Below are 19,094 nucleotides of genomic sequence, written 5' to 3' on the forward strand. Positions count from 1 at the left end.
CGGGGCTCAGAGAGTGATCGGTGACTCGCAGGTGACCTCGTCGCGGGGGGTGTAACGGGTGGTGAAGCTCTCCCGCTTGACCTCCTGGCCACCGTTGCTCAGGACGCGTTCCACGGTGACGTTGAACCCGTCCAGCGGGGTCTGCGGCAGACAGTTCTCGGCCGGTCCCTTGCGGGTCCCCGGCTTCTTCACCTCGGTACGGGGCCCCTTGACCGCCTCCACCGTGTCGTACTTCTTCGTCCCGTAGAACGTGATGGTGACGGAGGTGTCGGTGGCGTCCGCGGCGATGTAGAGGGAGTTGCCGGAGTCATTGAGGAAGCGCAGGTCGAGGCTGCCCCAGGCGACGGTGGCCTCACGGCCCTCCGGGTAGCGCTCTATGTAGAACGAGTGCGCGCCGTACTCGACGGGCTTGACCCCGGCGAAGAAGATGGCGTTGAACATGGTGGTCGCGACCGCGGAGACACCGCCGCCCGCCGCCTTCGTGAACTGGTCGTCCTGGATGATGATGCCGTCGACGAACCCGTTCTCCGGGGTCCGCTCCCCCACCGTCCTGTTGAAGCTCCACTCCTCACCGGGCTTGACCAGCGAGCCGTTGATCAGCTCCGCGGCGCGGCCGATGTTCTTGGTGCGGTAGGGGGCCTGGTCGAAGTTGACCGTGAAGCTGGACATCTCCTCCGTGATCCCGAGGGAGTCGAAGGTCTCCCGGCTCAGCTCGGGCCGCTGCTCGGTGACGGGCAGCACGGCGGTGCGCGAGGTCGCGCCCTCGCGCGACAGCAGGGGCAGGACGGTCCGTTCCAGGGCGTCGGCGGAGACCTCCTGGCCGGTCCTGCCGTCACTGGCGAGCACGACCCGGCCGTTCCGCACCCCGAGGGTGCCCTCCACCGGTTCGTCGGTGATCTCGTCGAGGGCGCTGTCCACCTGCGGGTCCTTGCGCAGCGCGGCGCCGTCGAGGCGGAGCGTGAGCCGGTCGGTCTTGTCCGGCTTCATCGTCAGATGGCGGCCGATGACCTCGGGCTGGATCGCGGCGGTGCGGCCGTCGACCATGACGGTGACGGGAGCGGCCATCGCGGGCCCGGCGAACCGCTCCATCGCGCGGTTGACCTCGTCGGCGCCGACCTTCGGTTCGGTGCGCTCGACCGGCAGGGCGACCGGGGCGGCCTCCGGGGCCAGGACCGCGTCCCGGAGCACCCCGGTGGCGGCGTCGATGTCGATCTTCTCGCCCACGCGCGCCTGGATCGGCACGGCCCGGCCGCCGTCGAAGCCGATCGAGCCCTCGCGGGCCGTGCGGTCGTACTTCTTCGCGAGGTCCGTCAGCGCCGCGCGGGTCTTCGTCCCGTCGACGCGCTGGACCGGCTCGATCACGCGGTCGCCGGAGGAGAAGAGGCGTCCGATCACGGTGAAGGGGTCCGAGCCGGTGCGGGCCGCCCGGGCGACGGTCTCCTCGCTGTCGAGGGTGAGGCCCGCCGCACGGGGGTCGACGGTGCCGGTGCGGTCGCCGACGCGCACCTGGACGGGGTCGACGGGGCGCCGTCCCAGCTCACGTTCCAGCTTCGACTCGGCGGCGGCGACGCTCAGTCCCCCGATGTCCACTCCCTGTACCCGGGTCCCCGAGGGCACGTCGCCGTCGAAGGCGACCGTCCCGGCCAGATACAGTCCGCCGAAGCCGAGCCCCACCACACCCGCCGCGACCAGCGCGGGGTGTATTCGGCGCCGACCGCCCCCGGCACCGCCCGGCGCTCCGGGGGCCTGCGGCCCGGGAGGCGGGAATCCGGATGCCTGGGGCCCGGAAGAACGAAGCACGGATATCTCCTTGTCGATGACTTCCCCGGTCTGTGCCCGCTGTGCTCGTCCCCCGTCGCACGTCCGGCGACCCGCCGATCCTAGAGAGGCACCCGTCAAACCCCGGTAAGCCGCCGGACTTCTCAGGCGCGGGTGCCGTATCGGCCGATCGCCTGCACCAGCATGGTACTGACCCGGTGGCTCCGGACCGGGGGTCACCCCCACTCAACTACTCACGGAACGCATCGATTTCATCACGGAACGTCCATGTCGGCCCGGTGTGCGGGGCATCCACGCACCCCGGACTCCGTGACGCAGACCACACATCCGACCACGGACCGCCCCGGGCGCCGGGACCCGGGAGGGCCGGAGACTTAGGTCACCCTTCCTTCCTCCGGGGGAGCTCTGGTAAAGGTGGAGGACCAGCACCAACACTCCGGAAGTTTCACCATGGACCAGGACAAGACCAGCGATCTTCAGCCTTTCACCATCGATCTGACCGTCGAGGAGGCCCGGCGGCGGGCCGAGGTGATGGCCGCGCTGGGGCCCGACTGGGACCCGGTCGCCGTACTGCGCGGCGAGGACGAGGCGTACGCACGGCTCTACTCGGGTCTGGACGCCGAGCAGCGCCGCACCTACGACCTGCTGGTCGCCGCCGGTGTGCTGCCGGGAGAGGGTCCGGGCCGTGCGGCTGCCCATTGACCCGCAGGCGGACGACGCCCGCCGCGCCTGGGTGGCCTGCCCCTCCTGTGACGACGCCCGCTCCTGCGGGAGTTGCGGGGACCGGCGCAACTGCCGCGTCCACTGGCGCTATCTGATCTCCAACAAGGGGCCGGTGCTGCATCTCCAGTGCCCCGGCTGTACGCATCTGTGGTCGCTCGACACTCGGCCGGGAGCCGCCCGCCCGCCCGGCGGCGCCCATCCCGGCTGACCCCGCTCAGCGGGCGGCGGACGCCCGCCATCGGGCCATCGCCGCCGCGAAGGCCCGTACCGTGGCGGTGGCCCCGGTGGTGCGCCAGATCAGTCCGTGACTGATCGGCGGCCGGTCGGCGAAGGGAACATGGACGACATCGGGCCGGGGGGAGAAGCGGATGCCCTGCTCGGCGGCGAGGGTGAAGCCCCGCCGGGCCCCGACGGACGCCGGCGGTTCCTGCCAGGACCCGATGTCGGTGACCCGGTGCACGGGTGCCCCGTGCGGAGTGCGGTCCGGAACGAGCTGATCCAGCCAGTGGTCGGGCACTCCGCCCACGGCCGGCACGGTCTGCCCGGCGAGGTCCTCCTGGCGGACGGTGTCCCGTTCCGCCAGAGGGTGTCCGGCGGGCACGGCGAGCACCGCCGGGTCACGGAAGACCACCGGGCCGAGGAGACGGCCGTCGCCATCCGCGCGGAGATCAGCACGGCGCGCACGGGCCGCTCCGCGCGCCCCCGCGCACGGCGACGGGCCCGCTGCACCCCGTCTGACGCCCCGTCCCCGCCGTCCTGCCCCGTCCTGCTCGGTGGCGCGGGCAGCGGGTGCGTCAGGGCGCCAGGGCGCCAGGGCGCCAGGGCTCCACGGCGTCGGGACTGTCCGGTCGCCCGGCACCGGCGGCGGGGCCGTCACCCGGACGGACGCCCGCCCCTGGCGGGCACGGCCCCGCGGCGGAAGGGTGGCGAGTGTCCCCGGCCCGGGGATCGGCCGCCGGGGGGAAGGGCTGGTCGGCCATGGCGGACACACGGGCCAGACGTCTCATGGAGTTCATCGCGCCCCTGCGGGTGGAGCCGGGTTCCCGGGTCGACCTGGCCCGGGACTTCGACCCCCGCTACCGCGACGCGCTGAGGAAGAGCGAGGGCGTGGAGCTGCTGCGGACCGGCACCGAGCTGCTGACCGAGTACCAGGCGCGGCTCGCGGCCCAGGACACCTACGGTGTGCTGCTCTGTCTCCAGGCGCTGGACGCCGGCGGGAAGGACGGCACCATCCGCCATGTGATGAGCGGGATGAATCCCCAGGGCGTGCAGGTCAGCAGCTTCAAGGTGCCCTCCGCCGAGGAGCTGGACCACGACTATCTGTGGCGGTACGCCAAGCGGCTGCCCGCCCGCGGGGACATCGCCGTCTTCAACCGCTCGCACTACGAGGAGGTACTGGTCGTCCGGGTGCACCAGGATGTGCTCGACCGGCAGAAGCTGCCCGCGAGCGCCCGCCGCCCGGGGATCTGGAAGCGCCGCTACCGGGAGATCAACAACTGGGAGCGCCACCTCTCCGACAACGGCTTCAAGGTGGTGAAGATCTTTCTGAATCTCTCCCGGGAGGAGCAGCGGGTCCGCTTCCTCAAACGGATCGACCTGCCGGAGAAGAACTGGAAGTTCTCCGCCGCCGATGTGCGGGAGCGCCGTTACTGGGACGACTACCAGCGGGCGTTCTCCGAGATGCTGTCGGCCACCAGCACCGCCTGGGCGCCGTGGTACGTCGTCCCGGCGGACCGCAAGTGGTTCGCGCGCATCTGCGCCTCGGCGGTGCTGGTGCACACCCTGATGGAGATCGACCCCCAGTACCCCGAGGTGGGTGCCGGGGCCCGGAAGGAGCTGCGGGCCGCCCGGCGGGAGCTGGAGGCGGAGGCGCCCGGGGGAGCCCCTGCCGACCCGTACGCGGCCCGGCACCGGACACCGCGCCGACGGGCCCGACCGAAGGGATGACCATGGCCGTACCACCGGCGTCCCCCGGGGCGCGGGAGCCCGGCGCCGCCCCCTGGTACACCCGTTCACCACAGGAGGTCGCCACCGCCCTCGGTGTCGACCCGGCGGCCGGGCTCCCCGCGGACCGGGTGGCCGCGCTGCTCGCCGCCACCGGGCCGAACGCGCTCCCCGAGGAGAAGCCGCCCCCGGGCTGGCGCCGGTTCCTCGGCCAGTACCGCAGCTATATGCAGCTCATCCTGGTCGCCGCGGCGGTGGTCTCGCTGCTGATCCAGCAGTGGGCCACGGCGGTCCTGCTGGCCCTCCTGACCCTGCTGAACGCGGTCGTCGGGCTGCGTCAGGAGGGCAAGGCCGAAAGCGCGATGAACGCGCTGAAGTCGATGATGAAGGCGACCGCGCGGGTCCGGCGGGAGGGGGCCGAGTCCGAGATCCCGGCGGAGGGGCTGGTCCCGGGCGATGTGGTGCTCATCGCGGCGGGCGACCAGGTCCCGGCCGACGGACGGATCGTCACGGCCAGCTCCCTCCAGATCGACGAGTCCGCGCTGACCGGTGAGAGTGTGCCCGCGACCAAGGGCACCGCGACCCTGCCCGACGGCCCGCTGGGCCCCGGGGAGCAGTCGAACATGGCGTTCATGAACACCCCCGTCACCCATGGCAGCGGTGTCCTCGTCACCACCGCCACGGGCTCGGACACCGAACTGGGCCGGATCTCCGGGATGCTCTCCACCACCCGGCGGGAGGACTCCCCGCTGACCCGGCAGCTCAACAGTCTGACGCTGTGGATCGCGGGCGCCGCCGGGCTGACCATGGTGGTGATGTTCGTCCTGGGGCGGGCCCGGGGACAGGCGTGGGACACCCTCTTCGTCAGCGCGGTCTCCCTGGCCATCGCGGCCATCCCCGAGGCCCTGCCGACGGTGACCCAGGTGATCCTGTCCGTCGGCAGCCTCGCGCTGGCGCGGCGCAACGCGATCGTGAAGGAACTGCCGTCGGTGGAGACCCTGGGCTTCACCTCCGCGATCAACTCGGACAAGACCGGCACCCTGACGATGAACCAGATGACGGTGGTCGAGGTGGTGAGCCCCACCGACCGCTACACCGTGTCCGGCACGGGGTACGGCCTCGAAGGGACGGTCCACCGCGCGGCCGGGTCGTCGGCGAGCGTGGAGGACGCGATCCTGCCGTTCCTCGTCGCCAACGACGCCCGGCTGGTGGACGGCGCCCTCGTGGGCGACCCCACCGAGGGGGCGCTGCTCGTCCTCGGCCACAAGGCGGGGCTGGACGTCGACGCCACCCGGGAGCGGCTGCCCCGGCTGGCGACCCTGCCGTTCGACCCGGACTACAAACTGATGGCGGTGTTCACCACGGCCACCGACGGGACGGGCCGCCCGGTGGTGCGCTGCTTCGTCAAGGGCGCCGCTCCGGCGGTGCTGGCACGGGCGGGGAGCGCGCTCGCCGCCGGGGAGACGGTCCCCTGGGGTCCGGAGCAGAGCCGCCGGGCCCAGCAGGAGACGGAACGCATGGGCGGCGCGGGCCGCCGGGTGATGGCGGCGGCGACCCGGGATCTCGACCCGGCGGAGTTCGACCCCGGCGGGGATCTCCTGCGCCATGTCACCGGGGTGCGGCTGACCGCCCTCGTCGGCATGGTCGACCCGCCCCGGGCGGAGTCCCGGGAGGCCGTGGCGGACGCGCAGGCCGCCCATGTCCGGGTCCGCATGGTGACGGGTGACGACGTCACCACGGGAGCCGCGATCGCACGGCAGCTCGGGATTCCCGGGGAGGCCGTCCTCGGCGCGGACTTCGCGGCGCTGCCGGAAGCGGAACGGCTCTCGCGCATCGAGTCGATCGGGGTGGTGGGACGGGTCGCGCCGGAGCACAAGGTGCTGCTCGCGGAGACCCTGAAGAAGAAGGGCGACGTGGTCGCGATGACCGGCGACGGCGTCAACGACGCCCCCGCGATCAAGGCCGCCGACATCGGTATCGCCATGGGCAGCGGTACGGACGTGGCGAAGAACGCGAGCCGGATGATCCTGTCCGACGACAACTTCGCCACCATCGTGCACGCGGTGGAGGAGGGCAGAAAGCTCTACGACAACCTCACCAAGTACATCCGATTCGTCCTGCTGCTCCTGGTGGCGTTCGTCCTGACCTTCCTCGGGGCGACGATCCTCAATATCGCGGCGGGTGAGCCCTTCACCCCGGCGCAGGTCCTGTGGATTCACTTCGTGGTGAACGCGCCGTTCGGCTTCGCGCTGGGTTTCGACCGGGAGAGCCCGGGGCTGATGCGGCGGCGGCCCCGGCCCCGCGGGGACTCGGTGCTGACCCGGCCGCTACTGGTCACCGTCGTCCTGGCCGGGGTGGCCCTGACCCTGCTGCTGCTCGGTCTGATCGAGCTGGGCGAGCGGCACTTCGGCAGTGTGGAGACGGGCCGTTCGATGGCGTTCACCGCCTTCGCGCTCTGCCTGATCGTGGCGGCCTTCGAGTGCCGCAGCGAGACGGAGTCGGTGCTGCGGGCCGCCACCTTCGACAGCAAGCAGATGAACTGGGCGGCCCTCGGGGAGTTCGCGCTCGCGGTGATGGTGACCCAGATGGACGGCTTCCGCGTGGTCCTCGGCACCACCCGGCTGGATCTGCGGCAGTTCGGCTGGGCGCTGCTCGCGGCGCTCGTCCTGCTGTGCGCCTGGGAGCTGGGCAAGGCGCTCGCGCGGCACCGGGCCCGGGGGCGGCGGCCCGCGGAACCCGGACCCGAGCCCCTGCCGGTCCCCGCGCCGTAGCGGCCGCGGGCCCGTCGCCGCGCGATCCCCTCGCGCCCTGACCACCGGAGCGGAAGTGGCAGACTGCGGGGCGCGGACGGTCGAGGTCCGGCCCGGTGCGCCGACGGGCGGCCGGGGAGAGCGAGCGGCACGAGAGACACAGGACAGGGGAGGGGCGGCGATGGCAGTGCGATTCGTCCTCGAAGTCACGCTGGACGAGGGGCGGTTGGCCGAGGACACCCCGGCCGAGCTGGGCCGGATCCTGCGGTACTGGGGCGGGAACCTGCACCACTACCCGCTGGAGCCGGGGGACGGGTCCCCCGTGTACGACTCGGAGTACCGCGAAGTGGGCCGGTGGAGGATCACCGGGGCGGCCACCGGGGAAACGGCGGAGAGCGGGGCGGGCGCGGCGGACGGGGAAGGCGGGGCGACCGGGGACTGAACACCCGGCGCCCGGGCGCCGGCGGGCGGTCCGGACCGGCGATCGGATGTCCCCCGGAACCGGGGGCGGATCACCCGATCGCCGCCCGGACCGGTGCCGGGCGCCGTCGCGAGGACGGGTCAGGACCCTTCGGCGGCCTCGGGCTCCCCGTCGGCGGAAACCGTCTCCGCCTCCGGCTGCCCCTCGGCGGCGGCCTCCTCCGCGGCCCAGGACGCGTCGGCGGTCACCACCGTGTACCAGACCGACTTCTGCCGGGTCTCCCGCTCCACCAGCCCCTTGGCGACATGCGCGTTCAGGGCGTCGCGGACGACAGGGACGGTCGTCTTCAGCTCCGGGTGCGCCTGCGCGACCTCGTCGGCCACCTCCCGCGCCGTACGCGGCTCGACATGCCCGCGCAGCAGCTCCAGCACGGCCGTGCGCAGCGTGAGCTTCTTCTCGCCGCCCTCCGCGGCCGGGGCCGCGGCCTTCGGCTTGCGGGAGGCGGTGGCCTTGGACTTGCGGACGGCCGTACCGCCGCCCGTCTCCTTCTTCGGCTTCCTTGCCTCACGCGGACGGCGCGGAGCGGGCACCACCGCGGCGGGGGTCTCCGCCGCGGCCGCCGGGGCGGGCGCGGGCTGCTCCTCCGGCGCGGGCGGCGGCACGGAACCGTCAGGTGCCTCCTCCGCCTCCTGCGCCGCCGCGCGCATGCCCGTCAGCCAGTCGTGGTCCTTCTCCAGCTCCACAAGGCGCCCGGTGAGCCGTTCCTGCTCGGCGCGCAGCTCGGCCTGTTCCGACGCGTTCTTCTGCAACTCGGCCGCGAACTGCGCCGTGTAGTGCTCTCTCAGGCCCTGACTGATGGAGCTGTCGGCTTCTCTGGTCATCACCGCTCCCTCTCCGTTGGAATTCGAGTATCGATGTGCCGCCGCGCATCGTACTCATCACGGCGGGTGCATCAGGGGTGTTCGCCCGGGCGGACCCCCACGGTACGCGGTCCGACCGGGCCCTTGGGACCACCCGGACCGGGCCGCACCGCCGAGGACCGGGAGGCAGTCGGGAGGAAGCCGGCCGCCGTCGGGGTCACTGCCCCTCCCCTGCCCCACCGCCGTCCGTTCACTCATCCGGCCGACCACGGGAACGGACGTCCTGACAGGTCTCCCGTCCCCGGCCTTCTTCCGGCTCCTCCCCCGGCTTCTCCCTGCTCCTCCCGCGCGACCCGTCCGGTACCTGCCCAGGGAGACGGCGGACAACTCCCTTCGCCACGGCCCGCCCTGCCCTCCCGGGCGACCGGACGCCCTGCCGCCCGTCCCGCCCGGCGGGCAGCGCCTGTCAGGGCGGGCCAGGGACGGCTCCCCGGGGCGCCGTCCGGGCGCGGGCTGGCTACGATGGACCGCCCCGCCGGGTCCGGCGGCGGCAGGCCGGAGCGAGACGAGGTGAGAGACCCGGTGCGGGAGCGACGGCGCGGTCAGGGAGAGCTGGAGGCCGAAGTGCTGGCGGCGCTGCGGGCGGCGCCGGGACCGGCCCGTACGGCATGGGTGCAGGAGCAGTTGGGCGGGTCCCTCGCGCACACCACCGTGATCACCATCCTCACCCGGCTGCTGGCGAAGGGCGCGGTGACCCGGGAGCGGGCGGGTCGCTCGTTCGTGTGGACACCGGTCGCGGACGAGGCGGGGCTCGCGGCCCTGCGGATGCGGCGGGTGCTCGACGGCGAGAGCGACCGGGAGGCGGTGCTCGCCCGCTTCGTCACCGCCCTGCCGCCCGGTGACGAGCGGCTGCTGCGGGAGCTGCTGGAGCGGGCCCAGGAGCCGGAGGGCTGACCGCGTCATGGGGGTGTTCGTCTTCCTGCCGCTGGTGCTGCCGCTGACGGCGTGGCCGGTGGCGCGGCTGGCCGAGCAGCATCTGCATCCACGGGCCGCGACCTGGCTGCTGTCGGCGGCGGCGGGGGTGCTGGCGCTGTGCAGCACGCTGTGCCTGGCCCTGCTGATGGTGGTGGGCACCGCCCAACTGCCGGGCAACCCGCTGCCGGACGGCTGGTCGGACCCGGAGGTGCGCGCGGCCGTCCCGTACGACGAGATCGCGGGCAGGGTCGCGATCCCCGTCCTGCTCGTGGTGGTGGTCGTCTGCTCACGTGCCCTGCGGCACCACCGTCAGGTGCGGCGCCGGGCGTGGGACGCCCTGGCGGGGCTGGCCCGCTCGCCGGTCGCGGTCCTCCCGGACGAGGAGCCCTACGCCTACGCGCTGCCCGGCGGGCGCCGGGGCCGGGTGGTGGTGTCCACCGGGATGCTGGCGAGCCTGAGCGGCGCGGAGCGCAGGGCGCTGTTCGCGCACGAGCGGGCCCATCTGGCCCGCCGTCACCACCGGTTCCTGCTGCTGGTGGAGCTGGCGGCGCGGGCGAACCCGTTTCTGCGCCCGCTGCGCACGGCGGTGGCGTACACCGTCGAGCGGTGGGCGGACGAGGAGGCCGCCGGGACCATCGGCAGCAGACGGGTGACGGCCCTCGCGATCGGGAAGGCCGCCCTGGTCTCACGGGGCGCCCCGGCGGCCACCCTGGCGGGGCTCGCCGCGCCCGGGCCGGTGCCGCGCAGGGTGGCGGCCCTGCTCGGCCCGGCGCCCGTCGCCCACACCTGGCCCCCGGCCTTCACCGCCGTGGGGCTCGCGGCGTGGACAGCCGCTGCGGGCACCGCGATGTCGGCGCTGGCCTCGGCGAACTCGGCCGTGACCCTGTTCTTCGTGCTCAAGGCCGCCACCCCGCTGTAGCCCGCGCGCCGGGCCCGGTGGCGCCCTGCGCGCGGGCACGGGGAGGAGCGGGCAGGGGCCGTCGGCCCCCATCGTCCCGGCCGGCTTCCCGGCGGGCCGAGGCCGCGTCAGGCTCCGTCAGCCCTCGTCAGCCCTCGTCAGCCCTTCTCAGCCCTCGTCTTCTCCGTCCCCTTCGAAGTACTCCCCGACCTCGTCGACCACCTCCGCCGCGACCATGCCCCCGACGACACCCACCGCGAGACCGGCGGCACCCGCGGCGACCACGGTGCCCATGCCCGGCCCGGAGCGGTGGTGCCCGTCGTGTCCGTGGTCCCCGTGACCGCCGTACGGGTCGCCGTGGCCGTGCGGGAGCGGCGTGCCGTGGGACGGGTACCGGTCGGCCAGCTCGCCGACCCAGCGGTCGACCACGGCGTTCCAGTCCGTGCCCGCGACACCCGCGTACGGGACCGTGAAACGGGTGATCGCGTCGTACCCGGAGGAGAGCGGCCCGCCGCGCCGGTCCGCCTCCAGGACCACGTCCATACCGCCCGGGGCGGCGAGGAAGGTCACCTCGATCTCGTTCATCCGGTGCGCGTAGCGCTCGGCCGGGATCAGCTCGATCTCCTGGTAGAAGGGGAGCTGCTGACCGGTGCCGCCGATGCGCCCGTATTCGAGGTCGGCGGAGCGGAAGCCGAAGCCGAGCTGTCCGAACGCCTCCAGGACCGCCTCCTGCACCGGCAGTGGACGGACCGTCAGCGGGTCGAGGTCGCCCTTGTCCTTCGCCCCGGCGACGGCCATCTCCGTGCGGACGCCGAGCACGATGCCGAGCGCCTGCCCGTACAGTTCCGTCACGGGGGTCTCCCAGGGGAGCGGGACGCCGAACGGGACGGCGCGCTGTTCCCCCGCCGCCAGCCGGATGCCCTCGGCCACCGTGAACCGGTCGAAGACGACGACTCCTTCGCCCTCCCCCTCACCGTGGTCGAAGGACTCGGTCTCGACCCGGGCGACCAGCTCCAGGGTGATGTGCTCGACGGTGAAGTCCGTGCTGCCACCCTTGAGATGGACCTGCCCGGTCAGGCTGGAACCGGGCGCGGCGGGGCCGGGGTCGAGAACCGTGTCCACGGTGGGCCCGCCCACGCCGAGCGATCCGAGCAGTCATTTGAACACCATGGCGGCGTTCACTCCTTCTGATGCGTTGTGCGATACGGCGGGCGGGCCCGGTGGGCCGGGCCCGCGCCGCCGCGCTGTCGGGTCCTACTCGGCCGCGCCCAGGGCGGCCAGGGCCTGCGCCCAGCGAACGTATTTCACCTCGGCGAGCTGCGCGACCGTGGTGACGCCGAACGCCTCCTTGAGCAGTTCGCCGTCCCGGTCGGAGACGCCCTTGAGCGCGCCGACCGGCGCGCCCAGGATCTCCGGCAGGGTCTTGTCCGCCCATGCCTTGTCCAACACCGTGTCCAGGTCGATCGAGGCCATGCGTGTTCCTCCGAGCGGTTGTGTGTACGAGAGCGACGGGGACGGGTGACGCCGCCCCGGCCCCGGGCAGGCGGCCCGGACGACCGGAGCGCGCCCCGGGCGGCGGGGTGCCGGCCCCTCGGACGGACGGTCCGTCAACTCCCTGTCAGGACAGGGGTGACCGCGCCCGTACCGGCCGGTCCGCGCCCCGCGCGGCGGCGGCGCTCAGGAACATACCCCAGCCGCGCCACCAATTTCTACATGCGTGTAGAAGTAACGGGACACGGTGGCCGGAACCAGGGGTGCGCGCGGGGCCGGACGCACCCGCTCCGGCCCGCCCCCGGCGGCCCGGGGCCGGAAAGGGCCACCGGCGCCGCTCTCGCGCGCCGCTCCGCCGGGCGGGTGACACGGGCCGCCGCCGGGGAGCCGTCCACCCCGTGTCCGCGACGCGTACGGGCCCCTCGGGGCCGCCGTGTCCGCGCCACCGGGCGCACCATGGAAGCGGTACGGGCGCCCCGCCCGGACAGCGTCCCCGCGACGGACGACCGGCGTCCCGGCAGGAGGCGCATGTCCTGCCGACCCCGGCAGCGGGCGGGCGGCGTCCCGCGACACCGGCGGAGAGCGACATGGCACAGGGTCGGCTGCGGATCTACCTCGGGGCCGCTCCCGGGGTCGGCAAGACGTACGCCATGCTCGCCGAGGGCAGACGGCTCGCCGCCGAGGGCGCCGATGTCGTCGTCGCCCTGGTCGAGCCGCACGGGCGCAGGCTCACGGCCGCGATGGCCGAGGGGCTGCCCTCGGTGCCGCGCCGCCGGGTGGTCCACCGGGGGGTGCGGCTCACCGAGATGGACGTGGCCGCGGTACTGGCCCGGCGGCCCGGGATCGCGCTGGTGGACGAGTTGGCCCACACCACCGTGCCCGGCTCCCGCAACCCCCGGCGCTGGCAGGACGTGGAGGAACTGCTCGACGCCGGGATCGATGTGATCACCACGCTCAACATCCAGCACCTGGAGTCCCTCAACGACGTGGTCGAGGAGATCACCGGGGTGCGGCAGCACGAGACCCTGCCGGACCCGGTGGCCCGGCGCGCCGACCAGATCGAACTGGTCGACCTGGAGCCGGAGGCCCTGCGCCGCCGGATGACCCACGGCGACATCTATCCCCCGGACCGGATCGAGACGGCCCTCACCCACTACTTCCGGGTCGGGAACCTCACCGCCCTGCGCGAGCTGGCCCTGCTCTGGCTGGCGGACCGGGTGGAGGAAGGGCTCCAGCGGTACCGGGCCGAGCACGGCATCTCCGCCCCCTGGGAGACCCGTGAACGCATCCTGGTCGGGCTGACCGGCGGCCGGGAGGGCGGGACGGTCATCCGCCGCGCGGCCCGGATCAGCGCGCGGACACCCGGCAGTGAGCTGCTGGCCCTCCATGTGGTGCCCGGGGACGGGCTGGCGGACCCCGTGCCCCTGGCGGAGCAACGCGCCCTCGTGGAATCGCTCGGCGGCACGTACCACCAGGTCACGGGGGACGACATCGCGGCGGCGCTGCTCGGCTTCGCCCGGACGGAGAACGTCACCCAGATCGTGCTGGGTGCGAGCCGCCGGGGCCGGGTCATGTCCGTGGTCCGCACGGGTGTCGGGCGGCGGACCATCCGGGGCTCGGGGCCGATCGACGTCCATATCGTCACCCATGAGGAGGCCGGAGGCCCGGTCCCGCGGCCGGGCAGCGGCAGCGGGCGGGCCCCGGGCCCGGGCCGTCACCGGTGGTCCCCGTACCGGGACCGCCGCTGGTGGGCCGCGCTCGCCCTCGCCGCCGTCCTGCCGCCCGCGCTCGCCCTCGTCCTGACCGCGCCGGGTACCGGCGTCGGCCCGGCGGGGGCGCTGCTGCTCTGTCTGCTGCTGGTCGTGGTGATCGCCCTCGTCGGCGGTCTGTGGCCCGCGCTGCTCGCGGCCGTGGTCTCCGCCGTCCTCGCCGACCGGTGGTTCGCCGCCCCCGGGCGGTCCCTGTCCGGGGCGCGCGCCGATGAGCTGCTGGCACCCGCGGTGTTCCTCGCCGTGGCCGTCCTCGTCGGCCTCGCCGCCGGGACGGCGGCCCGGCGCGCCCGCCGGGCCGGGCGCGCCGCGGCGGAGGCGGCGGCGCTGAGCAGGCTGGCCACGGAGATGATGCGCGGACGGGAGCTGCCCGCGCTGGTGGAGCAGATCCGGGAGAACTTCGGGCTGACCTCGCTCAGCCTGCTGCTGCGGGAGACGGCGGCGGGTGTCAGGACACGCTGGTACGTCGTCGCGGCGGCGGGCGAGCGGCCCCCGGAGCGGCCGGAGGACGCCGATGTGGAGGCCCTCGCGGACAGCGGCCTCACCCTGGCCGGGCGCGGCCGGGCCCTGGGCACCGACGACTACCGGGTCTTCGCCGCGTGCGGGGCGCAGCTCGCCGTCGCGTACAGCAGGGGCGTCCTCGCCCGCCGGGCGGCCGAGACGGACACCCGGGCCACCGCCGAACGGACCCGGGCCTCGCTGCTGCTGCGCGCGGGGCGTGAGCTGCGCGCCGTGCTGCGCACGGCGGACGAGGCGCTGGTGCGGCTGGGCCACGGGGCCGGGACCCGGGCCGACGAGGCGCGGCTGCTGGGCACCGCGCAGCTGTCCGTGCGCCGTGCCGAACGGCTCGTCGCCGATCTGGAGACCCTGAACCGGCTGCACGGCGGTGCCCTCGCGACGGTCCTGCGCCCGGTGGACGTCGGCGAGGTGCTGACGGCGTCCCTGGACGAGCTGGGGCCCGGGGGCCGGACCGTCGAGGTGTCCGTGCCGGACGGGCTGCCCGAGGTGATCGCGGACGCGGCGCAGCTCGCCCGCGCTCTCACCGCGCTCATCGCGGACGCGCTGCGCAACAGCGCGCCGGGGGCGCCTCCCTCGGTGGTGGCCCGGGCGCTGCCCGGGAAGCTGGCGGTACGGGTGACCGACGGCGGTTCCCCGGCCCCGCCCGCCGGTGACCGTCCGCCGGGCGCCCGGGCCGAGGGGATCGCCCAGCGGCTCTCCCGCGAGCTGACCGAGGCGATGGGCGGCGCGCTGACCGCCGCCGGCACCCGGGGCGGCAGATTCACGGTGACCCTGACCCTCCCCGCCGTGGCGCCCCCCGCACGGCCCGGCCCCGACGGCACCCCGGGGCCGGGCTGAGCCCGCGCCCGTCCGCCCACCCGGCGCATGCCGCCGCCCGGTGTAATCCACGGCGGGACCGGCGTGGCCGCGCACGGCCCCGGCGGTTCCGTCCGGCACGATCGCCGGGAGCACCCGTGCCCGACGGCGGGCGCGACCGGACCCGGCCTGGGGGGAGACCGTATGGCGGACCTCGTTCTCACCGCCCTCACCCTGGCGGTGTTCGCCCTGCTCGCCCTCGTCGTCCGGGGAGTCGAACGGCTGTGAGCGCGGAGAACGCCATCGGGCTGGCGGTCGCGGTGTGCCTGGTGCTCTATCTGCTGCTCTGTCTGCTCTTCCCGGAGCGGCTGTGACGGACGGCTCCCCGGAGTGAACGCCACCCTCGCGGGCTGGCTCCAGATCCTCGCGCTGGTCGCCGCGCTCGCCCTCTCCCACCGGCCGCTGGGCGACCACATCGCCCGCTGTCTGACGGACGGACGCCATCTGCGCGCCGAGCGGGTCGTCCACCGCGCGGCCGGTGTGCCGCCGGACGCCGACCAGACCTGGCCCGCGTATCTGCGCTCCGTGCTCGCCTTCTCCCTCGTCTCCCTGGCCCTGCTGTACGTCCTGCTGCGGGCGCAGCATCTGCTGCCGCTCTCGCTCGGGCGGCCCGGCGTCCCGCCGGACCTGTCCTTCAACACCGCCGTGTCCTTCGTGACCAACACCGACTGGCAGGCGTACGCGGGCGAACGGACCCTGGGCCATCTGGTGCAGATGGCGGGCCTGACGGTGCAGAACTTCCTCTCCGCCGCCGTCGGCATCGCGGTGGCCGCCGCCCTGGTCCGGGGCTTCACCCGGGAACGGTCGGAGCGCGTCGGCCACTTCTGGACCGATCTGACCCGGCTGGTCGTCCGGGTCCTGCTGCCGATCGCCTTTCTCTTCGCCCTGGTGCTCGCGGCGGGCGGGGTGGTCCAGAACCTCCACGGCGACCAGTCCCTCAGCACCGTGGCGGGCGGGCTCCAGACCCTGCCCGGCGGGCCCGTGGCCTCCCAGGAGTCCATCAAACTGCTGGGCACCAACGGCGGCGGCTTCTACAACGCCAACTCGGCCCACCCCTTCGAGAACCCGACCGCCCTCACCCATCTGATCGAGGTCTATCTCCTGCTGGTGGTCCCCGTCGCACTCCCCCGCACCTTCGGCACCCTGGTCGGCGACCGCCGCCAGGGCCGGGCCGTCCTCGCCGTGATGGCCCTGATCTGGGCCGTGTCCGTCGCCGTGGTCACCGCCAACGAGGTGCTGGGCGTGAGCAGTACGGCGGGGCGGGAGGCGGGCGCCATGCTGGAGGGGAAGGAGCAGCGGCTCGGGGTGTGGGCCTCGGCGCTGTTCGCCGCCGCCACCACGCTGACCTCCTGCGGCGCCACCAGCTCCGCGCACGACTCGTTCACCCCGGGCGGCGGCGGCATCCTCCTCTTCAACATGATGCTGGGGGAGATCGCGCCCGGCGGCGCCGGTTCGGGGCTGTACGGGATGCTGGTCCTGGCCGTGGTCACGGTCTTCGTCGCCGGACTCATGGTGGGAAGGACCCCGGAGTACCTGGGCAAGAAGCTCGGCAGCCGGGAGATCAAGTTCGCCTCCCTGTACGTCCTGACGACCCCGGTGCTCGCGCTGGCCGGGGCGGGCATCGCGATGGGGCTGCCGGGCGAGCGGGCGGCGATGGGCAACCCCGGGCCGCACGGCTTCTCCGAGGTGCTGTACGCCTTCGTGTCGGCGGCGAACAACAACGGCTCCGCGTTCGCCGGACTCCAGGCGGACACCGTCTGGTACAACACGGCCCTGGGTCTGGTGATGCTGGTCGGCAGGCTGCTGCCCATGGTGTTCGTGCTGGCGCTGGCCGGTTCGCTGGCCGCCCAGCGGCGGGTGCCGGTGACCGCCGGGACCCTGCCGACCCACCGGCCGCAGTTCGTGGGCCTGCTGACGGCGGTGGTCCTCGTCGTCGTCGGTCTCACCTACTTCCCCGCGCTGGCTCTGGGGCCGCTCGCGGAAGGACTGCGCTGATGTCCCTCGCCCCGGCTCTCCCCTCCCCCGGCGGGCCCGCCGGGGACCCGCCGCACCGGGTCGCGGGCGGTCTTCCGGCCCCCCGGCAACTGCTGCGCGCGCTCCCCGACGCCCTGCGCAAGCTGGACCCGCGGGTCCTCGTGCACAACCCGGTGATGTTCGTGGTCGGGGTCGGCGCCCTGCTCACCACCTTCTCGGCCGCCCGGCACCCCGGGGTCTTCCCCTGGGTCATCACCGGCTGGCTCTGGCTGACGGTGGTCTTCGCCAATCTCGCCGAGGCCGTCGCCGAGGGCCGGGGCAAGGCCCAGGCGGCCTCCCTGCGCCGCAGCCGCACCCTGACGACGGCCCGGCTGCTGGTGGACTGGCGGCCCGGTGCCGCCGCCGTGGAGGAGGAGGTCCCCGCTTCCCGGCTGCGCCCGGGCGACCATGTCGCCGTGGGCCCCGGGCAGACCGTCCCGGGCGACGGCGACGTCGTCGAGGGCATCGCCTCCGTGGACGAGTCCGCGATCACCGGTGAGTCGGCCCCGGTGATCCGGGAGTCCGGCGGCGACCGCAGTGCCGTGACCGGCGGGACGAAGGTGCTGTCCGACCGGATCGTCGTCCGGGTGACCTCACGGCCCGGCGAGACCTTCGTCGACCGGATGATCGCCCTCGTGGAGGGCGCGGCCCGTCGGCGGACCCCCAATGAGCTGGCCCTCACCATCCTGCTGGCCTCGCTGAGTGTGATCTTCCTGGTCGCGGTGGCCACCCTCCAGCCGTTCGCCGTCCACGCGGGCGCCGAACAGCCCCTGGTCGTCCTGGTCGCCCTGCTGGTCGCGCTGATCCCCACCACCATCGGCGCGCTGCTCTCCGCGATCGGCATCGCGGGCATGGACCGGCTGGTCCAGCATCATGTGCTCGCCCTCTCGGGACGGGCGGTGGAGGCAGCGGGCGACGTCAACACCCTGCTGCTCGACAAGACCGGGACGATCACCTTCGGCAATCGGCAGGCCACGGCCTTCCTCCCGGCCCCGGGGGTCGACGAGGCCGAACTCGCCGACGCCGCCCAGCTCTCCTCGCTCGCGGACGAGACCCCCGAGGGCCGTTCCATCGTCGTCCTCGCCAAGGAGAAGTACGCCCTGCGCGCCCGGGACGAGGGCGAGCTGGCCCGGGCCTCCTTCGTCCCGTTCACCGCGCAGACCCGGATGAGCGGCGTCGACATCGACGGCCGCAGGGTCCGCAAGGGCGCGGCGGCGGCCGTCATCGGCTGGGTGGGCGGCGCGGGCGGCGGGGTGGACGAGGCGGTGCGCGCGCGCGTGGACGCCGTCGCGGCCGAGGGCGGCACCCCGCTGGCGGTGGCCGTCGAGGACGGCGAAGGCGCCCGGGTGCTGGGGGTGGTGCATCTCAAGGACGTGGTCAAGGAGGGGATGCGGGAGCGGTTCGAGGAGCTGCGCCGGATGGGTATCCGGACGGTGATGATCACGGGGGACAATCCGCTGACGGCGCGGGCCATCGCGCGGGAGGCGGGGGTGGACGACTTCCTGGCGGAGGCGACCCCCGAGGACAAGATGGCGCTGATCAAACGGGAGCAGGCGGGCGGGAAACTCGTCGCGATGACCGGCGACGGCACCAACGACGCCCCCGCCCTGGCCCAGGCCGACGTCGGCGTGGCCATGAACACCGGCACCTCCGCCGCCAAGGAGGCCGGGAACATGGTCGACCTCGACTCCGACCCCACCAAACTCATCGAGATCGTCGAGATCGGCAAACAACTCCTCATCACCCGCGGCGCCCTCACCACCTTCTCGCTCGCCAACGACGTGGCCAAGTACTTCGCGCTCATTCCCGCGATGTTCGCCACCGCCTACCCCGGCCTGGAGCACCTCAATGTGATGGGGCTGCACAGCCCGACCTCGGCCATCACCTCGGCGATCGTCTTCAACGCGCTGATCATCGTGGCGCTGATCCCGCTCGCCCTGCGCGGAGTGCGCTACCGGCCCGCGTCCGCCGCCGCCCTGCTGGGCCGGAACATCCGGCTGTACGGTCTCGGCGGCCTCGTCCTGCCCTTCGCGGGCATCAAACTCATCGATCTCGTGGTCCAGTTCATCCCCGGGCTGCGCTGACGCGCGGCCAGAA

The 19,094-nt window shown here is 74.0% G+C and carries 17 protein-coding genes; 12 read left to right on the forward strand and 5 right to left on the reverse strand.

All coding sequences use genetic code 11. From position 1 onward, the window contains the following. Positions 1 to 6: 6 nt before the first annotated feature. Complete coding sequence (locus CRV15_RS00965; protein WP_003962702.1) at positions 7 to 1,800, reverse strand: VanW family protein; 1,794 nt, start codon at positions 1,798 to 1,800, stop codon at positions 7 to 9. Positions 1,801 to 2,229: 429 nt separating this feature from the next. On the opposite strand from CRV15_RS00965, the gene CRV15_RS00970 reads away from it, so the two are divergent. After that, on the forward strand, positions 2,230 to 2,481 hold the full coding sequence (locus CRV15_RS00970) for a DUF6400 family protein (RefSeq protein ID WP_029183140.1): 252 nt from the start codon (positions 2,230 to 2,232) through the stop codon (positions 2,479 to 2,481). Further along, on the forward strand, positions 2,465 to 2,710 hold the full coding sequence (locus tag CRV15_RS00975) for a hypothetical protein (protein ID WP_009998131.1): 246 nt from the start codon (positions 2,465 to 2,467) through the stop codon (positions 2,708 to 2,710). The genes CRV15_RS00970 and CRV15_RS00975 overlap by 17 nt, the downstream gene beginning before the upstream one ends. Before the next feature lie 6 nt (positions 2,711 to 2,716). On the opposite strand, the gene CRV15_RS00980 is transcribed toward CRV15_RS00975, so the two are convergent. Next, the gene (locus CRV15_RS00980) at positions 2,717 to 3,133 is read right to left on the reverse strand and encodes a LysR substrate-binding domain-containing protein (RefSeq protein ID WP_003959136.1); all 417 of its coding nucleotides are present in this window, start codon (positions 3,131 to 3,133) and stop codon (positions 2,717 to 2,719) included. A 347-nt stretch (positions 3,134 to 3,480) separates the two neighbouring features. Here CRV15_RS00980 and CRV15_RS00985 point away from each other — a divergent pair, with 347 nt between their 5' ends. The 3 genes from CRV15_RS00985 to CRV15_RS00995 all read left to right on the forward strand — a co-directional run bounded on the left by CRV15_RS00985 (position 3,481) and on the right by CRV15_RS00995 (position 7,638). After that, entirely contained in the window at positions 3,481 to 4,449 is a 969-nt protein-coding gene (locus CRV15_RS00985; protein ID WP_009998130.1) for a polyphosphate kinase 2 family protein, read from the forward strand. Between the two features lie 2 nt (positions 4,450 to 4,451). Next, positions 4,452 to 7,217 (forward strand): cation-translocating P-type ATPase, encoded by a 2,766-nt coding sequence (locus CRV15_RS00990; RefSeq protein ID WP_009998128.1) that lies wholly within the window; start codon positions 4,452 to 4,454, stop codon positions 7,215 to 7,217. Positions 7,218 to 7,383: 166 nt separating this feature from the next. Next, positions 7,384 to 7,638, forward strand: a complete 255-nt coding sequence (locus CRV15_RS00995; protein ID WP_174391448.1) for a hypothetical protein — start codon at positions 7,384 to 7,386, stop codon at positions 7,636 to 7,638. 119 nt (positions 7,639 to 7,757) lie between these two features. On the opposite strand, the gene CRV15_RS01000 is transcribed toward CRV15_RS00995, so the two are convergent. Continuing rightward, entirely contained in the window at positions 7,758 to 8,498 is a 741-nt protein-coding gene (locus tag CRV15_RS01000) for a hypothetical protein (RefSeq protein WP_003962696.1), read from the reverse strand. 501 nt (positions 8,499 to 8,999) lie between these two features. Here CRV15_RS01000 and CRV15_RS01005 point away from each other — a divergent pair. Together CRV15_RS01005 and CRV15_RS01010 are read left to right on the forward strand one after the other, a co-directional pair. Beyond that, positions 9,000 to 9,431 carry a BlaI/MecI/CopY family transcriptional regulator gene (locus CRV15_RS01005; RefSeq protein WP_174391393.1) on the forward strand — a complete coding sequence of 144 codons (432 nt, stop codon included), beginning with the start codon at positions 9,000 to 9,002 and terminating at the stop codon, positions 9,429 to 9,431. Positions 9,432 to 9,438: 7 nt separating this feature from the next. Next, positions 9,439 to 10,371 carry a M56 family metallopeptidase gene (locus CRV15_RS01010; protein WP_003962694.1) on the forward strand — a complete coding sequence of 311 codons (933 nt, stop codon included), beginning with the start codon at positions 9,439 to 9,441 and terminating at the stop codon, positions 10,369 to 10,371. Positions 10,372 to 10,518: 147 nt separating this feature from the next. Here CRV15_RS01010 and CRV15_RS01015 read toward each other — a convergent pair whose 3' ends face one another. Continuing rightward, entirely contained in the window at positions 10,519 to 11,505 is a 987-nt protein-coding gene (locus CRV15_RS01015; protein WP_078564521.1) for a sporulation protein, read from the reverse strand. Positions 11,506 to 11,604: 99 nt separating this feature from the next. Further along, a complete protein-coding gene (locus CRV15_RS01020; protein ID WP_003962692.1) occupies positions 11,605 to 11,823 on the reverse strand; it encodes a hypothetical protein in 219 nt (72 codons plus the stop codon). 605 nt (positions 11,824 to 12,428) lie between these two features. Here CRV15_RS01020 and CRV15_RS01025 point away from each other — a divergent pair. The 5 genes from CRV15_RS01025 (at position 12,429) to kdpB (ending at position 19,081) form a co-directional block, all read left to right on the forward strand. Beyond that, positions 12,429 to 14,966: a sensor histidine kinase gene (locus CRV15_RS01025; RefSeq protein WP_003962691.1), complete on the forward strand. Its 2,538-nt coding sequence runs from the start codon at positions 12,429 to 12,431 to the stop codon at positions 14,964 to 14,966. A gap of 63 nt (positions 14,967 to 15,029) precedes the next feature. Further along, on the forward strand, positions 15,030 to 15,212 hold the full coding sequence (locus tag CRV15_RS01030; protein ID WP_129555047.1) for a hypothetical protein: 183 nt from the start codon (positions 15,030 to 15,032) through the stop codon (positions 15,210 to 15,212). Then, positions 15,209 to 15,298: a potassium-transporting ATPase subunit F gene (locus tag CRV15_RS01035; protein WP_044972277.1), complete on the forward strand. Its 90-nt coding sequence runs from the start codon at positions 15,209 to 15,211 to the stop codon at positions 15,296 to 15,298. The genes CRV15_RS01030 and CRV15_RS01035 overlap by 4 nt, the downstream gene beginning before the upstream one ends. Before the next feature lie 16 nt (positions 15,299 to 15,314). After that, positions 15,315 to 16,979: a potassium-transporting ATPase subunit KdpA gene (kdpA, locus tag CRV15_RS01040; RefSeq protein ID WP_003962690.1), complete on the forward strand. Its 1,665-nt coding sequence runs from the start codon at positions 15,315 to 15,317 to the stop codon at positions 16,977 to 16,979. Next, positions 16,979 to 19,081, forward strand: a complete 2,103-nt coding sequence (gene kdpB, locus CRV15_RS01045; RefSeq protein WP_003962689.1) for a potassium-transporting ATPase subunit KdpB — start codon at positions 16,979 to 16,981, stop codon at positions 19,079 to 19,081. The genes kdpA and kdpB overlap by 1 nt, the downstream gene beginning before the upstream one ends. Positions 19,082 to 19,094 lie beyond the last annotated feature (13 nt).

It is taken from the genome of Streptomyces clavuligerus, from assembly GCF_005519465.1.
In the GTDB taxonomy this organism is placed as follows: Bacteria; Actinomycetota; Actinomycetes; order Streptomycetales; family Streptomycetaceae; genus Streptomyces; species Streptomyces clavuligerus.